The 17,596-nt window shown below is 68.4% G+C and carries 12 protein-coding genes; 7 read left to right on the top strand and 5 right to left on the bottom strand.

Annotation, left to right across the window (positions count from 1 at the left end; genetic code table 11):
* Positions 1 to 3: 3 nt before the first annotated feature.
* Complete coding sequence (car, locus tag G6N56_RS18005; protein ID WP_085254314.1) at positions 4 to 3,573, bottom strand: carboxylic acid reductase; 3,570 nt, start codon at positions 3,571 to 3,573, stop codon at positions 4 to 6.
* 102 nt (positions 3,574 to 3,675) lie between these two features.
* Positions 3,676 to 4,458 carry a L,D-transpeptidase gene (locus G6N56_RS18010; RefSeq protein WP_085254315.1) on the bottom strand — a complete coding sequence of 261 codons (783 nt, stop codon included), beginning with the start codon at positions 4,456 to 4,458 and terminating at the stop codon, positions 3,676 to 3,678.
* Positions 4,459 to 4,624: 166 nt separating this feature from the next.
* Here G6N56_RS18010 and G6N56_RS18015 point away from each other — a divergent pair, with 166 nt between their 5' ends.
* Both G6N56_RS18015 and G6N56_RS18020 read left to right on the top strand, forming a co-directional pair.
* On the top strand, positions 4,625 to 5,272 hold the full coding sequence (locus G6N56_RS18015; RefSeq protein WP_085254316.1) for a cysteine hydrolase family protein: 648 nt from the start codon (positions 4,625 to 4,627) through the stop codon (positions 5,270 to 5,272).
* 76 nt (positions 5,273 to 5,348) lie between these two features.
* Complete coding sequence (locus G6N56_RS18020) at positions 5,349 to 6,281, top strand: LysR family transcriptional regulator (RefSeq protein ID WP_085254429.1); 933 nt, start codon at positions 5,349 to 5,351, stop codon at positions 6,279 to 6,281.
* 11 nt (positions 6,282 to 6,292) lie between these two features.
* On the opposite strand, the gene oxc is transcribed toward G6N56_RS18020, so the two are convergent.
* Positions 6,293 to 8,002, bottom strand: coding sequence for an oxalyl-CoA decarboxylase (gene oxc / locus G6N56_RS18025; RefSeq protein WP_085254317.1), 1,710 nt, complete (start codon positions 8,000 to 8,002; stop codon positions 6,293 to 6,295).
* A 203-nt stretch (positions 8,003 to 8,205) separates the two neighbouring features.
* Here oxc and G6N56_RS18030 point away from each other — a divergent pair, with 203 nt between their 5' ends.
* Complete coding sequence (locus G6N56_RS18030) at positions 8,206 to 9,792, top strand: FadD7 family fatty acid--CoA ligase (RefSeq protein WP_085254318.1); 1,587 nt, start codon at positions 8,206 to 8,208, stop codon at positions 9,790 to 9,792.
* Positions 9,793 to 9,797: 5 nt separating this feature from the next.
* Here G6N56_RS18030 and G6N56_RS18035 read toward each other — a convergent pair whose 3' ends face one another.
* Positions 9,798 to 11,957 carry an elongation factor G-like protein EF-G2 gene (locus tag G6N56_RS18035; protein WP_085254319.1) on the bottom strand — a complete coding sequence of 720 codons (2,160 nt, stop codon included), beginning with the start codon at positions 11,955 to 11,957 and terminating at the stop codon, positions 9,798 to 9,800.
* 140 nt (positions 11,958 to 12,097) lie between these two features.
* The gene (locus tag G6N56_RS18040) at positions 12,098 to 12,505 is read right to left on the bottom strand and encodes a TIGR03668 family PPOX class F420-dependent oxidoreductase (RefSeq protein WP_085254320.1); all 408 of its coding nucleotides are present in this window, start codon (positions 12,503 to 12,505) and stop codon (positions 12,098 to 12,100) included.
* A gap of 145 nt (positions 12,506 to 12,650) precedes the next feature.
* Between G6N56_RS18040 and G6N56_RS18045 the strand changes: the two genes are divergently transcribed.
* The 4 genes from G6N56_RS18045 to G6N56_RS18060 all read left to right on the top strand — a co-directional run bounded on the left by G6N56_RS18045 (position 12,651) and on the right by G6N56_RS18060 (position 17,584).
* Positions 12,651 to 13,118, top strand: a complete 468-nt coding sequence (locus G6N56_RS18045; RefSeq protein ID WP_085254321.1) for a nuclear transport factor 2 family protein — start codon at positions 12,651 to 12,653, stop codon at positions 13,116 to 13,118.
* 146 nt (positions 13,119 to 13,264) lie between these two features.
* Positions 13,265 to 14,338 (top strand): S1C family serine protease, encoded by a 1,074-nt coding sequence (locus tag G6N56_RS18050; RefSeq protein ID WP_085254430.1) that lies wholly within the window; start codon positions 13,265 to 13,267, stop codon positions 14,336 to 14,338.
* Between the two features lie 121 nt (positions 14,339 to 14,459).
* On the top strand, positions 14,460 to 16,235 hold the full coding sequence (gene treS, locus G6N56_RS18055) for a maltose alpha-D-glucosyltransferase (RefSeq protein ID WP_085254431.1): 1,776 nt from the start codon (positions 14,460 to 14,462) through the stop codon (positions 16,233 to 16,235).
* A complete protein-coding gene (locus G6N56_RS18060; RefSeq protein ID WP_085254322.1) occupies positions 16,232 to 17,584 on the top strand; it encodes a maltokinase N-terminal cap-like domain-containing protein in 1,353 nt (450 codons plus the stop codon). Before treS ends, G6N56_RS18060 begins: the two co-directional genes overlap by 4 nt.
* The last annotated feature ends 12 nt before the right edge of the window (positions 17,585 to 17,596 follow it).

Genomic DNA, 17,596 nt, shown 5'->3' on the forward strand with positions numbered 1-17,596 from the left:
GGCTCAGACGAGGCCCAGCACCCGTAAATCCGCGACGTACTTGTCGAGCAAGGCCGCCGACAGATGTGGAATGTCTTCGTCCGCACCGATTTTCGCCGTCTGCACGGCTCTGCGGAACACGTCGGTCGGCGCCGGCGCCCCCCGCAGCGGCCGCTCCGGCTCCCGGTAGGCGTCCAGCAACGGCAGCGCCGAGTGCTGACGCTGCCTGTCCGGCAGCGCCCGAAGCGCCGTCTCGAACCGGCTGAGCCACTCGTCGTAGTCGTCGATGCGCCGGATGTCGTGGCCGGCGCCGATCAACCAATCCACGAACACGTCAAGGGAGACGCCGTCGTCGTGCGGGTTCATCACGTCGAACGACCGGAAGCCTCCGGAATCCTCGGTGGCATTTGCCATTTGCTCGCCGAGCGTGGTGACCGCCTCGGCTACGAAGTCTGCGGGCAGCCCGTCGTAGTGGGCGATCGCCCGGGTGCCGTCGTCGCCGGCCCGATAGAACGACGACGGGGCGATGCCGGTCGCCAGGAGGCTGATGATCAAGCGTGTGAACGCATCCGGCACGTTCAACTGCCCGGCGTAGCGGCTGTGGGCCAGGATCATGTCCGACCGAAAAACGGCCACCGGCAGACCGCACAGGTGGTGCGCCTCGCGGAGCAGCACCTCGCCGGCCCATTTGCTGTTCGCGTATCCGTTGGCGTAGCTCGCGTCGAGGGGCCGCGCCGGACTGATGGTGCGGATGTCGCCGTCCTCGGTGAACCGGCCCGGATCGACCGACATGGCCACGGCCACCGTCGACAAATACGTGACCGGCTTGATCCGGCCGGTGATCGCCAGGCGGATCACCTCGGCGGTGCCCACGACGTTGGGCCCGAACAACTGGTCGTAGGGCAAAACGTGGTTGACGAGCGCCGCCGGGTGCACGATGTGGTCGACGTCCCGGACCAGCCGGTCCCAAACCTCTTGACTCACACCCATTTGCGGTTCGCCGATGTCGCCGGCGATGACCTCGAGGTGGTTGGCCGCCAGGTCGCGGAAACGCCTGACCAGTTCCGGGTCACCGCTGTCGAAGACGTCGCCCAGGCGCCTGGCGGCCGCCTCGTCGTCCACGCCCCGCACGATGCAGATGAGCCGTCCCCCGGTTTCGGACAGTCGCTCCAGCCACTCCAGGCAGAGGAAGCGCCCGAGGTAACCGTTGGCCCCGGTCAGCAGCACGGTGTGCGGCGTGCCGGCGGCGCTGGGTAGCGTCGGGGCCTCGGCGAGCGTCTTGGCGTCGATGAACGCCGCCAGCTTCAGGTCCGCCGCGCGGACCTCGGTCGCCTCGCGCCCGTGCACCGTCGCGAATGTGGGGCGCTGCGATCCCGTTTCGCGTTCGGATGCAATGAAATTCGCGAGTTGACGGAGGTCGGTCGCCGGGCCGATGATCTGCCCCACCGGTACGTCGACGTCGAAGACGTCGCGCAGCAGGTTGGAGAAGGTCAGCGCCGACAGCGAGTCACCGCCCAGCTCGATGAACCGCGCGTCGGGTTCCGGAGGGCCGCCGGCCAGCCCGAGCAGCGCCTCGGCCGCGCGGGCCAGCGTGTCGACGACGGGCCGGTCCGCGGCCCCTTCGCGCAACGCGCGCAACTCCGTCGCTCGAGTGGCGGCCAGCTCCGCGTACAACTGCTCGAGCCGTTCCCCGTAGTGCTCCTTGAGCTTTGGCCGCAGCAGCTTGCCCACCCCGGACAGCAGCCCGCTGTCCTCGCTGAACGGCTGGTACTCGATCAGGAAGTCGACGGGCACCTCATAGGACTGCAGTTCGGCGAGTCTGGCTGCCTGGCGCAGCGATTCGCTCAGGGCCGCTCGTAACCCGTCTTCGTCGTCAGCAAATTTCTCGAGCGCGTCGGTGGTGGGGACGACGACCGCCAGCAGGTAGGGGCGTTCGCTGTTGCCGTACACGAAGATCTGCCGGACGAGCCCGGCGCTGGCGAAGATGGCCTCCAGCCGGGCCACGGCGACGAACTCGCCCTGGGACAGCTTCAGCACGTTGTTGCGCCGGTCGACATACGCGAGCCGGCCGGGCTCGAGCTCCGCCATCACGTCACCGGTCCGGTAGTAACCGTCCTCGTCGAACGCGTTGGCGGTCACGTCGGGCCGCTTGAAGTAGCCGGGCGTGGCGGTGAGCGACTTGATCAGTAGCTCACCGCGGGGATGCGGCTTGTCGGTGTGGAAGTAGCCCAGCTCGGGGACGTCGACGAGCTTGTAGTCGAGCACCGGCGGACTGACGATGCGGCCGTCCTTGGACACCATGCCGACCTCGGTCAGCCCGTACCCGTCGAGCACGTGCACGTCCAGGCACGCCTCGACGAAGCCCTTCATCTCCGCGGCGAGCGGCGCGGTGCCGCAGAAGGCGGTGATGATGCGTCCCCCCAGCACGTCTTCGCGCAGCTCGGCCATGGCCTCGGCCTCCGCGGAAGCGCTATCGGCGCCGTCGCCGACCCGCCGGTCCATCCCGCTCTGGTAGCGCTGATACAACATCTCGGCCACCCGCGGAACCAGGCCCATCTCCGTGGGCCGCACCAGCGTCCAGTCCTCGAACAAGGTGGACAGGTCGCTCTCCGGCACGAAATAGCTGGTGCCGCCGGCCTGGAACGCCGTCGACAGCGGAATCCGGCCGCCGAGGTGGTTCAGCGGCATGAAGTTGACGTTGAACACCGGCGTTTCGGCGAGATCCGGCATCAACTGGTTTGTCCAGACCTTGCCGACCATGCGCTCGGTGTACATGGCGCCCTTGGGCAATCCGGTGCTCCCCGAGGTGTACATGATCATCGCCAACCGCTCATCGGTGCCGCCGAGGTAGACCGGCTCCGGCGGCAACCCGCGCCCACGTTCGACGAGCTCGTCGAACGTCTCGATCGTCAGCGTCACTTTCGCGGCGGCCAGCTTCGCCCGTGCGCGATCGAGGTTCTCGCGCTGCTCGTCCACCTCGGGCTGGTAGTCGAATACGACGAGTCGACGCAGCGAGGTGCTGGCCAGCGCCGCCTCGACGGCGAGGTCCAGATATCCGGCGCCCGTGGCGAGAACGCGCGGCTCGGCCTCCTCGACGATCGGCCGCAGCCGCGAGGCCGAAGCGTTGTGCTGCAGTGGCACCGCCACCAGGCCGAGGTACGCGCACACCAGGTCGACGGTCAGGTACTCGGGGCTGGCGAAGCCCAAGGTGGCGACGAAGTCTCCGGGCGCCACCGGGTTCGGGGCGTCCCGGCGCCACGCGGTCGCGATCGCGCGCACGTTGTCCCAGAGCTCGCGGTAGGTGAGCGTGTCGAAACGCGGCAGCAGTCGCGTCGTGGTGCGGCCGGTCTCGGGATCGGTGGTCACCGAGCGCGCCCGCCAGCCGACGGCCGGGCGGTCCGCGTAGCCCCGGACGAGCGTCTCCAGGATCTGCGGCAGCCGGAGCCCCGGGCGGCGCGCCGCGGCCTGCAGGGTGGTGTCGGGCCTGGCGCCCCGGAATTGCGGGTCGTCGGCATACAACCGGGTCAACCGTTCGCGCTGCCTGCCGCCGAGACCTGACGGGGCGCCGTCCTGGAGCTTCGCATCATCGATCATGGGCAGCCTCTCGTTCCGATTGCTCGTATACCGAGAACTCACTGCCTCTGGGGCATCTTCCGTTCAACCCCTGTGAGTGCCGTCACAGCAGCGGGGATGGGGTCAGGCGACGACCTGGATGGGGTCGCCGACGTTGACCTGGTTGAAGTACCAGGCGGCGTTGTCGGGGCTGAGGTTGATGCAGCCGTGGCTGACGTTGGCGTGGCCCTGGGAGTCCACCGACCACGGGGCCGAGTGCACGTAGACGCCGCCCCAGGTCACGCGCACGGCGTACTGAGCGGTGATCTTGTAACCCTCGGGTGAGCTCAGCGGGATGCCGATCGTCCGCGAGTCCATCACCACGCTGCGCTGCTTCTCCAGGGCGGTGAAGCTGCCGAGCGGCGTGGGCCGGCTGGGCTTGCCCATCGAGGCCGGCATGGTGCGCAGCACTTCGCCGTTCCGGCTGACCGTGAACGTGTGGTCCGACAGGCTGGCCACGCCGAGCAACTGGTCACCGGTGTCAAAGCCCGTGTTCAGCGCCTGCACGCCCAACGAGTCGTTGGAGTGGGCCACGGCCACCGAGACGTGGGAGTGGGCGGGCCAGTACTGCGCCGGGACCCATTGGACGACGTTGTTGCCCACCCACTCGAAGTGCCCGGGCATGGCGCTCGGCGACGAGACCCGGATGGACCGCTCGGCCGCCCCACGATCGGCGACCGGTGCCGCGAACGTCACCACAACCGGATGGGCCACGCCCACCACCGCGCCGTTGGCGGGCAAAACCGCGGCGACGGCCGGCACGGGTTCGGGGAGGGGGACGGAGGCCCGCCCGAGGGCGACGTGGCCGAACAGGCCCAGCGTCGTGATCGCCACCATAACGGATAGATAACGAACCGCTCGACGCATCGCCTTGACCCTTCGGAGTGGTGCAATGAACACAACGCTATTCTACTGTCCGTCTGCCTATTACAGTTTTCAGCAAACAACGGTTGCTGAGCCCCGTCACCATGATCACGATGCGGTCAACCGGTTGAGTTCGATTTCAACGGGGTGAATTTGGGAGGGAGCGGGCATGGGCTTGGACGACCCTTATACGCGCCCGTCAGCGGATACCGCCGCGCTGGTGCTCATCGACGTGCAGAGAGATTTCTATGCAGATGACGCCCCGATGCGGATCGATGGTACGAGCGCGGCGATTCCGGCGATGGCCAAGCTGGCACGAGCCTTCCGCGGGCGCGGGCTCCCTATCGTCCATGTCGTGCGGCTCTACCAAGCGGACGGGTCGAACGCCGATCTGGCCCGCCGCCGATCCATAGAGCAGGGCGCGCGGTATGCCGAACCGGGCAGCCCCGGGTCGCAGATCGCCCCGGAATTGCTGCCCCACGCCGTTGATTTGGACCACGAGTTGTTGTTGGCCGGTGGGTTCCAGCAGGTCGGACCCGCCGAGCACGTGATGTACAAATCGAGGTGGGGCGCCTTCTATGACACCGGCCTTGACGGGCATCTACGCCAAACCGGCAGTGACACACTGGTTTTCGCGGGTTGCAATTTTCCCAACTGCCCGCGAACCTCGATCTACGAGGCGTCTGAACGCGAGTTTCGCATCGTCCTGGTTTCCGACGCGGTTTCGGGCCTGTACGGCCGCGGGGCCGACGAATGCCGGGCCATCGGCGTGCACGTGCGGAACCTGCCGGAGACGCTGGACTGGCTGGCGGCCTAGCGACGCGTTAGCCTCAGCGGCATTGACAACCGACGGGCATTGACGACCGACGGCGCTCTAGGCGGAGGAGGTGTGGATGCTCTTCCGGCAATTGGAGTACTTCGTTGCGGTAGCGCAGGAGCGCCACTTCGCGCGGGCGGCCGAGAAATGCTATGTCTCCCAGCCCGCGCTGTCGGCGGCGATCGCCAAGCTGGAACGCGAGCTGGACGTCACACTGATCAACCGTGGGCACAGCTTCGAGGGTCTCACCCCCGAGGGTGAGCGGTTGGTGGTCTGGGCCAAGCGCATTCTCGCCGAGCACGATGCGTTCAAGGCCGAGGTGCACGCGGTGCGGTCGGGCATCACCGGAACGCTCCGGCTGGGCACGGTACCGACCGCCTCGACGACGGCCTCGCTCCTGCTTTCCGCGTTCTGCTCGGCGCATCCACTGGTCAAGGTGCACATACTTTCTCGCCTGGCTGCCACCGAATTGTACCGGCGCCTGCGCGACTTCGAGTTGGACGCCGCGATCGTCCACGCCGAGCCCGGCGAGGTTCACGACGTCAACCTGGTGCCCCTCTATGAGGAGCGGTACGTGTTGCTCTCGTCGGCGGACATGTTGCCCGCCGGCGCGTCGACGCTGAGCTGGCCCGAGGCCGCACAGCTGCCCCTTGCGCTGTTGACACCCGACATGCGAGACCGTCAGATCGTTGACAAAGCCTTCGCCGATCACGACATCACCGTGACGCCGCAAGTCGAAACGGACTCCGTCGCTTCGCTGTTCGCTCAGGCCGCCACGGGCGACTGGGCGTGCATCGTTCCGCACACCTGGCTGTGGACGTCGACGTTGAATGCCGAGATCCGGGCGGTGGAGTTGGTCGACCCGACCCTCAAGTCCGGCGTTGCGCTCGCCACCAGCTCCGCCGGCCCCGGGTCGCCGATTGCCCGGGCGCTCAGCGCATCCGCCGGACGGCTGCGGCTCGACGAGTTCTTCGGTGCGCAGCTGACGACGATCACGCGGCGGCGCTGACCCGCCGCGGATCAGGTGGCCGCCCGCTTCGGGTTGAGACCGGCCAGGTGCCCGCTTTCCACCCCGGCAGCCGGGTCGAGTTCGCAGTCGATGATCGACGGTCCCCGCGAGGCGATCGCTTCGGTCAGCGCCGACCGCAGCTCGCAGGGCGTGGTGACGTGATATCCCTTGCCGCCGAACGCCTCGGCGATCCGTTCGTGATGCGCACGCGCATTCAGCACGGTGGGGGCCGGATCGCTGCCGGCCGGCGCCTCGTCACCGCGGTAGACACCGCCGTTGTTGAGGATGACCACCGTCACCGGCAGCCGGTAGCGGCAGATCGTCTCGATTTCCATCCCGCTGAAGCCGAAGGCGCTGTCCCCCTCGATCGCCACCACCGGCTTGCCGGTCTCCACCGCCGCCGCGACGGCATAGCCCATGCCGATACCCATCACGCCCCAGGTTCCGGTGTCGAGCCGGTGGCGCGGCAGCTCCATGTCGATCACGTTGCGCGCCAGGTCCAGGGCGTTGGCCCCCTCGTTCACCACATACACGCCCCGATTTTCGTGCAGCACGTCGCGGATGGCGCCGAGCGCGTTGTAAAACCGCATGGGATGCGGGTTTTCGGCCAGGCGCTGACGCATCTTCTCGTCATTGCGTTCTTTTCGGTCGGCCAGTTCGCTGGTCCACTCCGCGGGCGCAGTGACCGGACGGGCCGCCACCGCATCGCACAGCGCGGTCAGTACCGACCCGATGTCGCCGACGAGTGGCGCCGCGATCGGCTGATTGCTGTCGAGCTCCGACGCCGCGATGTCGACTTGCACGAACTTGGCCTCGGAGGACCATTGCGGTGACTGCCCATGGCCCAGCAGCCAATTCAGTCGCGCGCCGACCAGCAGAACGGCGTCGGCGCGCGCGATCGCTAACGATCGGGCGGCCGCGGCGGACTGCGGGTGGGAGTCCGGCAGCAGCCCCTTGGCCATCGACATCGGTAGGAAGGGAAATCCAGTCGCCTCGACGAACGCCCCGATCTCCCTGTCGGCCTTGGCGTATGCGGCGCCCTTGCCCAGCACGATCAGCGGGCGCTGCGCCTGCCTGAGCACGTCCAGCGCGCGCTCGACCGCCTCCGGCGCCGGAAGCTGACGTGGCGCCGGATCGGTGACCCGCCAGATGGTGGCGGCCGCGGCGGAGGCGTCCATGGCCTGGCCCAAGACCTCGGCGGGGATGTCGAGGTAGACCCCGCCGGGACGCCCGGAAACCGCGGTCCGAATGGCGCGGGCGACGCCGCGGCCGATGTCCTCGATCCGGCCGATCCGGTAGGCCGCCTTCGCGAACGGCCTCGCGGCGTTGAGCTGGTCGAGGTCCTGGTACTCACCGCGCTGCAAATCCACCATGGCGCGGTTGCTCGAACCCGAGATCTGGATCATCGGGAAGCAGTTCGTCGTCGCGTTGGCGAGTGCGGGCAGGCCGTTGAGGAAACCGGGCCCGGACGTGGTGAGGCACACACCCGGGCGGCCGGTGAGGAACCCGGCGGCGGCCGCGGCGTTGCCCGCCGAGGTTTCCTGCCGGAAGCCGAGGTAGCGAACACCGGACGCCTGCGCGACCCGGGCGAGGTCGGTGATCGGGATGCCGACGAGCCCGTAAATCGTGTCGACATCGTTGGCCTTGAGGGCTGCCACCACCAGGTGAAAGCCGTCGGTCAGACGTCGCGCTTCACCCGAAGATGCCGAAACAGTGGTCATGGTGACGACTCCTCTGGGTCGGTGCTGCTGATCACCTATCACCGTGGTCCGCGCGCGGGTCGGGTGTCCAAGACGTACCCGCTACCCAGCGATTGACGATAGAAACGGATTATCGCTCGTGATCGGATGAGTATTGGACGAGCGAGCGGGTAGCTGGGCATGGTGCCAGCAGAGGCTTTCACCGAACCGGAAGGGGTGCGGCGATGACGATCGACTCAACCACGCAAGCCACGGAGGCACCGGGCCTGGGGCAGGACCGTATCGCGGACCTGGTCAAGGCGGCGGCACGCCGCTCACCGGACAAATCGGCGCTGGTGGTAACCGCCGGCCGCATCCCGGTGAGCTATGGCGACCTGGTGGGACTCGTCGACGACCTGGCCGGACAGCTGACGCGGGCCGGCCTGCGGCCCGGTGACCGGGTCGCGCTGCGCGCGGGGAGCAATGCCGAGTTCGTCGTCGGCCTGCTGGCGACGTCGCGGGCGGACCTGGTGGCGGTGCCGCTGGATCCCGCCCTGCCGGTCGGCGAGCAACACCAGCGCAGTGAGGCGGCCGGGGCGCGGGCCGTCCTGGTCGACGGCGAAGGCCCCGGCGACAAGGACCAGGCCGCCCTGCGGTGGTGGCCGATCGCGGTGACGACCGGCGGCAACGGCTCCGGGCCCGCGGTCCACCTCGACGCCGCCACGGCACCGAGGGACGACGTGGCGACGCCGGAGGGATTACGCGCCGACGACGCCATGATCATGTTCACCGGGGGAACCACCGGTGTGCCGAAGATGGTGCCGTGGACGCGCGCCAACCTCGCCACCTCGGTGCGGGCCATCGTCGCCGGCTACGAGCTCGGGGAGACCGACGCCACCGTTGCGGTGATGCCGCTGTACCACGGCCACGGCCTGCTCGCGGCGCTGTTGGCGACCCTCGCATCCGCCGGCACCGTGGTGCTGCCGGCGCGCGGACGGTTCTCGGCGCACACCTTCTGGGACGACATCGACGCCGTCCGGGCGACCTGGTACACCGCGGTTCCGACGATCCATCAGATCCTGCTGGAGCGCGCCACGGCCGAACACCAAACCGAGCGGGCGGCACTGCGGTTCATCCGCAGTTGCAGCGCACCGCTCACCGCGGAGACGGCGCAGGCATTGCAGGACACGTTCTCGGCGCCGGTGGTGTGCGCCTACGGCATGACCGAGGCCAGCCACCAGGTGGCCACCACCCGGATCGGGGCCGGCGAGAACCCCGCCGCGACACCCGGTCTCGTGGGTCGCTCGACCGGCCCGAAGATCCGCATCGTCGGTTCCGGCGGCCAGCCGGTGCCCACGGGCACCGTCGGGGAGATCTGGCTGCACGGCCCCACCGTGGTCCGCGGCTACCTCGGCGACCCCGCGATCACCGCGGCCAATTTCACCGACGGGTGGCTGCGGACCGGCGACCTCGGGTCGGTTTCGGCCTCCGGTGACCTGACGATCCGCGGCCGGATCAAGGAACTGATCAACCGGGGTGGCGAAAAAATCTCCCCCGAGCACGTCGAGGGCGTCCTGGCCAGCCACCCCGACGTCCTCGAGGCGGCCGTCTTCGCCGTGCCGGACAAGCTTTACGGGGAAGCCGTGGCGGCCGTGATCGTTCCGCGCGAAGGGGCGTCGCCCACGCCCGACGAGCTTGTGGAGTTTTGCCGGGGCCGGCTGGCCCCCTTCGAGGTGCCGGCCAGCTTCGAGACGGCGCGCGAACTGCCGCACACCGCGAAAGGATCGCTGGACCGTCGCGCGGTGGCAGATCGATTCGGCCGCAAGGCCTGAGCGGCTCAGACGGTCGCCTTCACCCGCGCGGCGGCGGACTCGGGCATGGGTTCGTAGCGGGCGAACGAACGGGTGAACGAGGCGGCGCCGTGGGCCAGTGAGCGCAGGTCGATCGCGTAGCGCGTCAGCTCGGCCTGCGGCACTTCGGCCCTCACGAAGGTACGGTCGTTGGCCACGGTGTCCGTGCCGAGCACCCGGCCGCGCCGCGCCGACAGGTCGCCCAGCACCGCCCCGACGAAGTCGTCGGGCACCAGCACCGAGACCTCGTCGATCGGCTCCATCAGCGCCACCTTCGTCGCGGCCGCCGCCTCCCGCAGGGCCAAACCGCCGGCCATCTGGAACGCGAAGTCGGACGAGTCGACGCTGTGGGCTTTGCCGTCGAGGAGGGTGACGCGGATGTCCACCATCGGGTAGCCGGCGTGCACACCCTTTTCCATCTGGGCGCGCACACCTTTCTCCACGCTCGGTATGAATTGCCGCGGCACCGCCCCGCCGACCACCTTGTCGATGAACTCGAATCCGGCGCCCTCCGGCAGCGGTTCGACCTCGATGTCGCACACCGCATACTGGCCGTGCCCGCCGGACTGTTTGACGTGGCGGCCGTGGCCTTTCGCCTTGCCGCCGAACGTTTCCCGCAGCGGCACCCGGAGTTCCACGGTGTCGACAGTGACGCCGTACCGGTTGGCCAGCGCGTCGAGCACGACACCCGCGTGGGCTTCACCCATGCACCAGAGCACGATCTGATGGGTCTCGGAGTTCTGCTCGATCCGCAGGGTCGGGTCTTCGGCGGCCAATCGCCCCAGGCCGACCGACAACTTGTCTTCGTCGGTCTTGGCGTGTGCCGCGATGGCAACCGGCAGCAGCGGCTCGGGCAACGTCCACGGTTTCAGCACGCGCGGCTCGGACTTGTCCGACAGTGTGTCACCCGTTTCCGCGCGGCTCAGCTTGCCGATCGCGCAGATGTCGCCCGCCACCACCGCCTGGGCGGGCCGCTGTTGCTTGCCGAGCGGAAAGGACAGGACGCCGACGCGCTCGTCCTCGTCGTGGTCGGGGTGGGAGCTCCCGTTCCCGTTGGCCGAGCCGAAGAACGACGCAAAATGGCCCGACACATGGACGCCCGTGTCGGGCCTGATCGTTCCGGAGAACACCCGGACCAGGCTGACCCTGCCAACGTAGGGGTCGGACGTCGTCTTCACCACCTCCGCGAGCAGCGGCCCGGCCGGGTCACAGGCCAGGGTCGTGTGCGACGCGCCCTGCGGCGTAAAGACCTCGGGCAGCGGGTGTTCCATGGGCGACGGGAAACCGCGGGTGGCCACCTCCAGCAACTCCAGGGTGCCGACGCCGGTGCCGCTGCACACGGGAATCACCGGGAAGAAGGATCCCCGGGCAACGGCCCGCTCGAGGTCCTGGACGAGTACCGACTCGTCGATGGACTCCCCGCCAAGGTACCGCTCCATCAGCGATTCGTCCTCGGATTCCTCGATGATTCCCTCGATCAGCGTGCCGCGCGCCTCTTCGATCCGGTCCGCGTCCGACGGGTCCGGCGGCTGCGCGGTCCGCTTGCCGCCGGCGTAGGAGTAGCGCGTCTGCGAGAGCAATCCGATCAGGCCTTCGCACGCGGGCAGGCCGGTCGGCAGGTATAGCGGTAAAACCTTGTCGCCGAACGCATTCTGTGCGGCGGTCAGTGCCTCGTAATAGTTGGCGCGGGCATGGTCGAGCTTGGTGATCACCACGGCGCGTGGCATGCCGACATGGCTGCATTCCCGCCACAGCGACTTGGTCGGCTCGTCGACGCCCTCGTTCGCCGCGATCACGAACAACGCGCAGTCCGCGGCCCGCAACCCGGCCCGCAGTTCCCCGACGAAGTCGGCGTATCCGGGTGTATCGATCAGGTTGACCTTGATGCCGCTGTGGGCCAGCGACGCCACGGCCACGCCCACCGATCGCTGTTGGCGGATCTCGGCCTCGTCGTAGTCGGAGACGGTGCTGCCCTCGGTGACCGAGCCGGGCCTCGACAGCACGCCGGCCGCCACCAGGAGGGACTCAACGAGCGTCGTCTTACCGCCCCCCGAGGGCCCCACCAGGGCCACGTTGCGGATGTCACCCGGACCGTCGGCGGTGGGAGCGGCCCCCGGGCCCGGGGAAGTATTCGTCCTGTCCGCCATGACTTTCCTCCGTGTTGCCCAGGGCGCGTCGTTGCGTTGACCTACCAGCCACCTTCCCCCCAACCATCGCCGACCACAAGAGCGTGCTGGGGATCGATCGGGCGGGTGGCGCCAGACGCGGGCCCCCAGGCCCGTTCCGCTCAGGCGTGCCAGTTCGACCAGCGGTGCACGGTCACCGAGATCACCGGGCCTTCCAGTGAAACAAATTGGTATTGAGGGTATTTCGCGCGCAGCAACCGGAGTCCGGCCGTCATCGCGTCGTGGTCTCGGTGGATGGCCGCGACCCCGTCGGCCCGCACCCACCACAGCCGCGCCCAGTCGTCGGCATAGTGGTCGACGAGCAGGCAGACTCGCGGGTTGTCGGCGATGTTGGTCAGGCGGCGAAGCCGCCGGGTCGTCTTGGGTTTGGCGTCGACGGCCGTGTACACGACGTCGCCGTCGACGGCGAACACCACCGGCACCAGGTGCGGAATCCCGTCGGGCGATGACGTGGCCAACCGGGCGACGGGGGATCGCGCAAAACTGGCCCTCGGGTCGAATTCGCCCACCCCCCGAGCCTAGAGCCGCGCTAGGCAGGATTGCGCGGCTCCTCCTCCGACCGTTCCGGTCGGCATCGTCGCCGCGCTAGGCAGGATTGCGCGGCTCCTCCTCCGACCGTTCCGGTCGGCATCGTCGCCGCGCTAGGTTAACCCCATGCGGGCCGAGACCCAGATCGCCAACCTCCTCTATCGCTACGCCGAATGCATCGACACCGGTGACCTTGCGGGCGCGGCCGCGCTGTTCGAGCACGCCCGCATCAGGGTCGGCCCAGGGGACACCCCCGGGGACACCATCGACGCGGCCGGCCTGCTGGCGATCTGGATGTCGTTGATCGTGCTCCACGACGGGACGCCGCGAACCAAGCACGTGACCACCAACCCGATCATCGAGGTCGACGAGGACGCCGGCACCGCGACGTGCCGAAGCTACTACACCGTGCTGCAACAGACGCCGGACCTCCCGCTGCAGGTCATCGTGACCGGCCGCTACCACGACCGTTTCGAGTGCGTCGGCGGCGCCGACGGGAAGTGGCGGTTCTGCTACCGCGACCTCACGCTCATCGACATGGTCGGCGACGTCAGCCACCACCTGACCCAGCGCATCGTGGCCGTGGAGTCGTAGCGGCAGAGCAAGATGGGCAGTCGACAAGAGTGCGGCTCTGCTCTGCTTGGCTACCTGCATTACGGTTATAGCCATAGGAGTCCTGCCACCCAGAGCCGGAGGCCGAGACAGTTCTGATGTTTATCGCGATGCAGGAAGGTGACGGGATGAGCAAATCGCACCGCCCAGTCTGGCGGTCATGGTCGGTCAGCGTGCTGGCCGTGGTCGGACTGGGCCTGGGTCTGGGCCTGGGTTCCATACCGGCGTCCGCGGCGCCGTCCACCCCGGCGCTCGACCGGTTCAGCGATCGTCCGCAGGCGCCGCTCGACCCGTCCGCGCTGGTCGGCCAGGTGGGCCCGCAGGTGGTCAACATCAACACCAAGTTCGGCTACAACAATGCGGTCGGCGCCGGGACCGGGATCGTCATCGATCCCAACGGTGTCGTGCTCACCAACAACCACGTGATCTCCGGCGCCACCGATATCAGCGCGTTCGACGTCGGCAACGGGCAGACGTACGCCGTCGACGTGGTCGGCTACGACCGGACCCAGGACGTCGCGGTGCTGCAGCTGCGCGGCGCGGCCGGGCTTCCGACCGCCGCGATCGGCGACGGAGTGAACGTCGGCGACCCGGTGGTCGCCCTCGGCAATGCCGGTGGGCAGGGCGGAACGCCCAGCGCGGTGGCCGGCAGGGTCCTCGCCCTCAACCAGAGCGTGTCGGCGACCGACACCCTGACCGGCGCCGAGGAGAACCTGGGCGGCCTGATCCAGGCCGACGCCCCGATCAAGCCCGGCGACTCGGGCGGTCCCATGGTGAACAACGCCGGACAGGTGATCGGGATGAACACCGCGGCCACCGACAGCTACAAGATGTCCGGCGGTCAGGGCTTCGCCATCCCGATCGGCAGGGCGATGGGGGTGGCCGGCCAGATCCGCTCGGGGGCGGCCTCGCGCACCGTGCACATCGGCCCGACGGCCTTCCTCGGCCTGGGCGTGGTCGACAACGGTGGTAGCGGCGCACGGGTCCAGCGGGTGGTCACCAGCGGCCCGGCCGCTGAGGCGGGGATATCGCCCGGTGACGTCATCACCTCGGTCGACGGCGTGCCGATCAACGGCGCCACCGGGATGACCGACGTGCTGGTCCCGCATCACCCGGGCGACACCATCGCTGTGAGCTTCCGCACCGCGTCGGGTGAGAATCGCACCCAAAACGTGACGCTGGCGGACGGGCCGCCGGCCTGATCCCAATTTCTACGATGCGCGCCTGGCGGCGAATTCCTTTGCCGCCAGGCGTAATTCGTTGGTTATCTGCGTGTGTGATTCTTAACGCCGCACCTCGGGTATCCGTGGCATCGTGGAACTGATGAACGACGCAAAAGACGCTGTCGAGCACCATCGGACCGCGGGCAGTCACGTGGAGGGGGGCGTGGTCGAGCACCCCAACGCCGAGGACTTCACCAACGCCGCCTCCCTGCCCGCGGACCCAACCTGGTTCAAGCACGCCGTTTTCTACGAGGTGCTGGTTCGCGCGTTCTTCGACGCCAATGCGGACGGATCGGGTGACCTGCGCGGGCTTTTGGGACGCCTCGATTACCTGCAGTGGCTGGGGATCGATTGCATCTGGCTCCCGCCGTTCTACGATTCGCCGCTGCGCGACGGTGGCTACGACATCAGGGATTTCTACAAGGTGCTGCCCGAGTTCGGCACGGTCGATGATTTCGTCGCGCTGCTCGACGCGGCTCACGAGCGTGGCATCCGGGTGATCACCGATTTGGTGATGAACCACACATCCGAATCGCATCCCTGGTTCCAGGAGTCGCGCCACGACCCCGACGGGCCGTACGGCGACTTCTACGTGTGGAGCGACACCAGCCAGAAGTACACCGACGCTCGCATCATCTTCGTGGACACCGAGGAGTCCAACTGGACGTTCGACTCGGTGCGCCGGCAGTTCTACTGGCACCGGTTCTTCTCCCACCAGCCGGACCTGAACTACGACAACCCGGCCGTGCAAGAGGCGATGATCGACGTACTGCGCTTCTGGCTCGGGCTGGGGATCGATGGGTTCCGGCTGGACGCCGTGCCCTACCTGTTCGAGCGGGAGGGCACCAACTGCGAGAACCTGCCCGAGACGCACGCGTTCCTCAAGCGCGTCCGCAAGGTGATCGACGACGAGTTTCCCGGCCGGGTGCTGCTGGCCGAGGCCAACCAGTGGCCGGCCGACGTCGTGGAGTACTTCGGTGACCCCACCACCGGCGGCGACGAGTGTCACATGGCGTTCCACTTCCCGCTGATGCCGCGCATCTTCATGGCGGTCCGCCGGGAGTCGCGATTCCCGATCTCGGAGATCATGGCTCAGACGCCCGAGATCCCCGACATGGCCCAGTGGGGGATCTTCCTGCGCAACCACGACGAGTTGACGCTGGAAATGGTCACCGATGACGAACGCGACTACATGTACTCCGAGTACGCCAAGGACCCGCGGATGAAGGCGAACGTCGGGATACGGCGCCGCCTGGCGCCGCTCCTGGACAACGACCGCAACCAGATCGAGCTGTTCACCGGGCTGCTGTTGTCGCTGCCCGGGTCACCGGTGCTGTACTACGGCGACGAGATCGGCATGGGCGACGTGATCTGGCTCGGCGACCGCGACGGGGTGCGCACCCCGATGCAGTGGACCCCGGACCGCAACGCGGGCTTCTCCAAGGCCAACCCCGGCCGCCTCTACCTGCCGCCCAGCCAGGACTCGGTGTACGGCTACCAGGCGGTCAACGTGGAGGCCCAGCGCGACACCTCCACGTCGCTGCTGAACTTCACCCGGATGATGCTCTCGGTGCGCCGCCGCCACAAGGCCTTCGCCATCGGGACGTTCGAGGAACTGGGTGGCTCCAACCCGTCGGTGCTGGCCTTCGTCCGGCAGGCCCGCGAAGACGGCGACGTCGTGTTGTGCGTCAACAACCTGTCGCGCTTTCCGCAGCCCATTGAGCTGAACCTGCAGCACTGGAGCGGGTGCACCCCGGTGGAGCTCACCGGGCACGTCGAGTTTCCGCGGATCGGCCACCTGCCCTATCTACTGACGCTGCCGGGACACGGCTTCTACTGGTTCCAGCTGTCCCCCGCCTGTGAGGAGAACGCATGACTGCACCTGCCGGGAGCCCGGCCAAGCTCCCCTGGTCTGAGTGGCTGCCACAGCAACGCTGGTACGCCGGGCGCAACCGCGAGCTGACGGCCGCCGAGGCCGGTGTCGTCGTCCCGCTGCGGGAGGACCTCGATCTGGTCCTGGTCGAAGCCGAGTACAGCAGGGGCCCGTCTGAGCGGTACCAGGTGATCGTCGGGTGGGATTCGGCGCCGGTCTCCGAGTACAGCACGGTGGCGACGATCGGCGCAGCCGACGATCGGACCGGTTTCGACGCCTTGTACGACGCGGACGCGCCGCAATTCCTGCTGTCGCTGATCGATTCGTCGGCGGAGCGCGACTCGTCGGGTACCCGGCTCACGTTTACCAAGGAGCCCGGCGTCGGGCTGCCGCTGGAGGCGATGCCGCACGTCTCCGATGCCGAGCAGAGCAACACCAGCGTGATCTTCGACCGGCGCGCGATCTTCAAGGTGTTCCGCCGGGTCAGCAGCGGCGTCAATCCGGACATCGAGCTGAACCGGGTGCTCGCCCGCGCGGGCAACCCGCACGTGGCCCGGCTGCTGGGCACCTACGAGATGGCGCCATCCGACGGTGAGGCCTGGCCGTTGGGAATGGTGACCGAGTTCGCGTCCAACGCCGCCGAAGGCTGGGCGATGGCGACGGCCAGCGTGCGCGACCTGTTCGCCGAGGGTGATCTCTATGCCTACGAGGTCGGCGGTGACTTCGCCGCCGAGTCCAACCGGCTCGGCGAGGCGGTCGCATCCGTCCATGCCACGCTGGCCGAGGAACTCGGCACGGCGCAGGCGCCCTTCCCGGTGGACACGGTGCTCGCGAGGCTGTCATCGGCCGTGGCATCCGTCCCGGAACTGGAGGAGTACGCGGCCACGATCGAGGAGCGGTTCGGCAAGCTCGCGGGCGAGACGATCACCGTGCAACGGGTGCACGGTGATCTGCACCTCGGCCAGGTGCTGCGCACCCCCGAGAGCTGGTTGCTCATCGACTTCGAGGGCGAGCCGGGGCAGCCGCTCGACGAGCGGCGGGCGCCGGATTCCCCGTTGCGCGACGTCGCCGGCGTGTTGCGGTCGTTCGAATACGCGGCCTACGGGCCGCTGGTCGAGCAGCCCACCGACAAGCAACTGGCCGCCCGGGCCCGGGAGTGGGTCGAACGGAATTGCGCCGCGTTCTGCGACGGATATGCCGCCGTGTCGGGGATCGACCCGCGGGACTCGGCGCAGGTGCTGGCCGCCTACGAGCTCGACAAGGCTGTCTACGAGGCGGGCTACGAGTCTCGTCACCGGCCGGCATGGTTGCCGATACCGCTGCGGTCCATCGCCCGGATCACCGGCGTCTGAGGGCTCCTGGGG

The organism is Mycobacterium saskatchewanense (assembly GCF_010729105.1).
Classification (GTDB): Bacteria; Actinomycetota; Actinomycetes; order Mycobacteriales; family Mycobacteriaceae; genus Mycobacterium; species Mycobacterium saskatchewanense.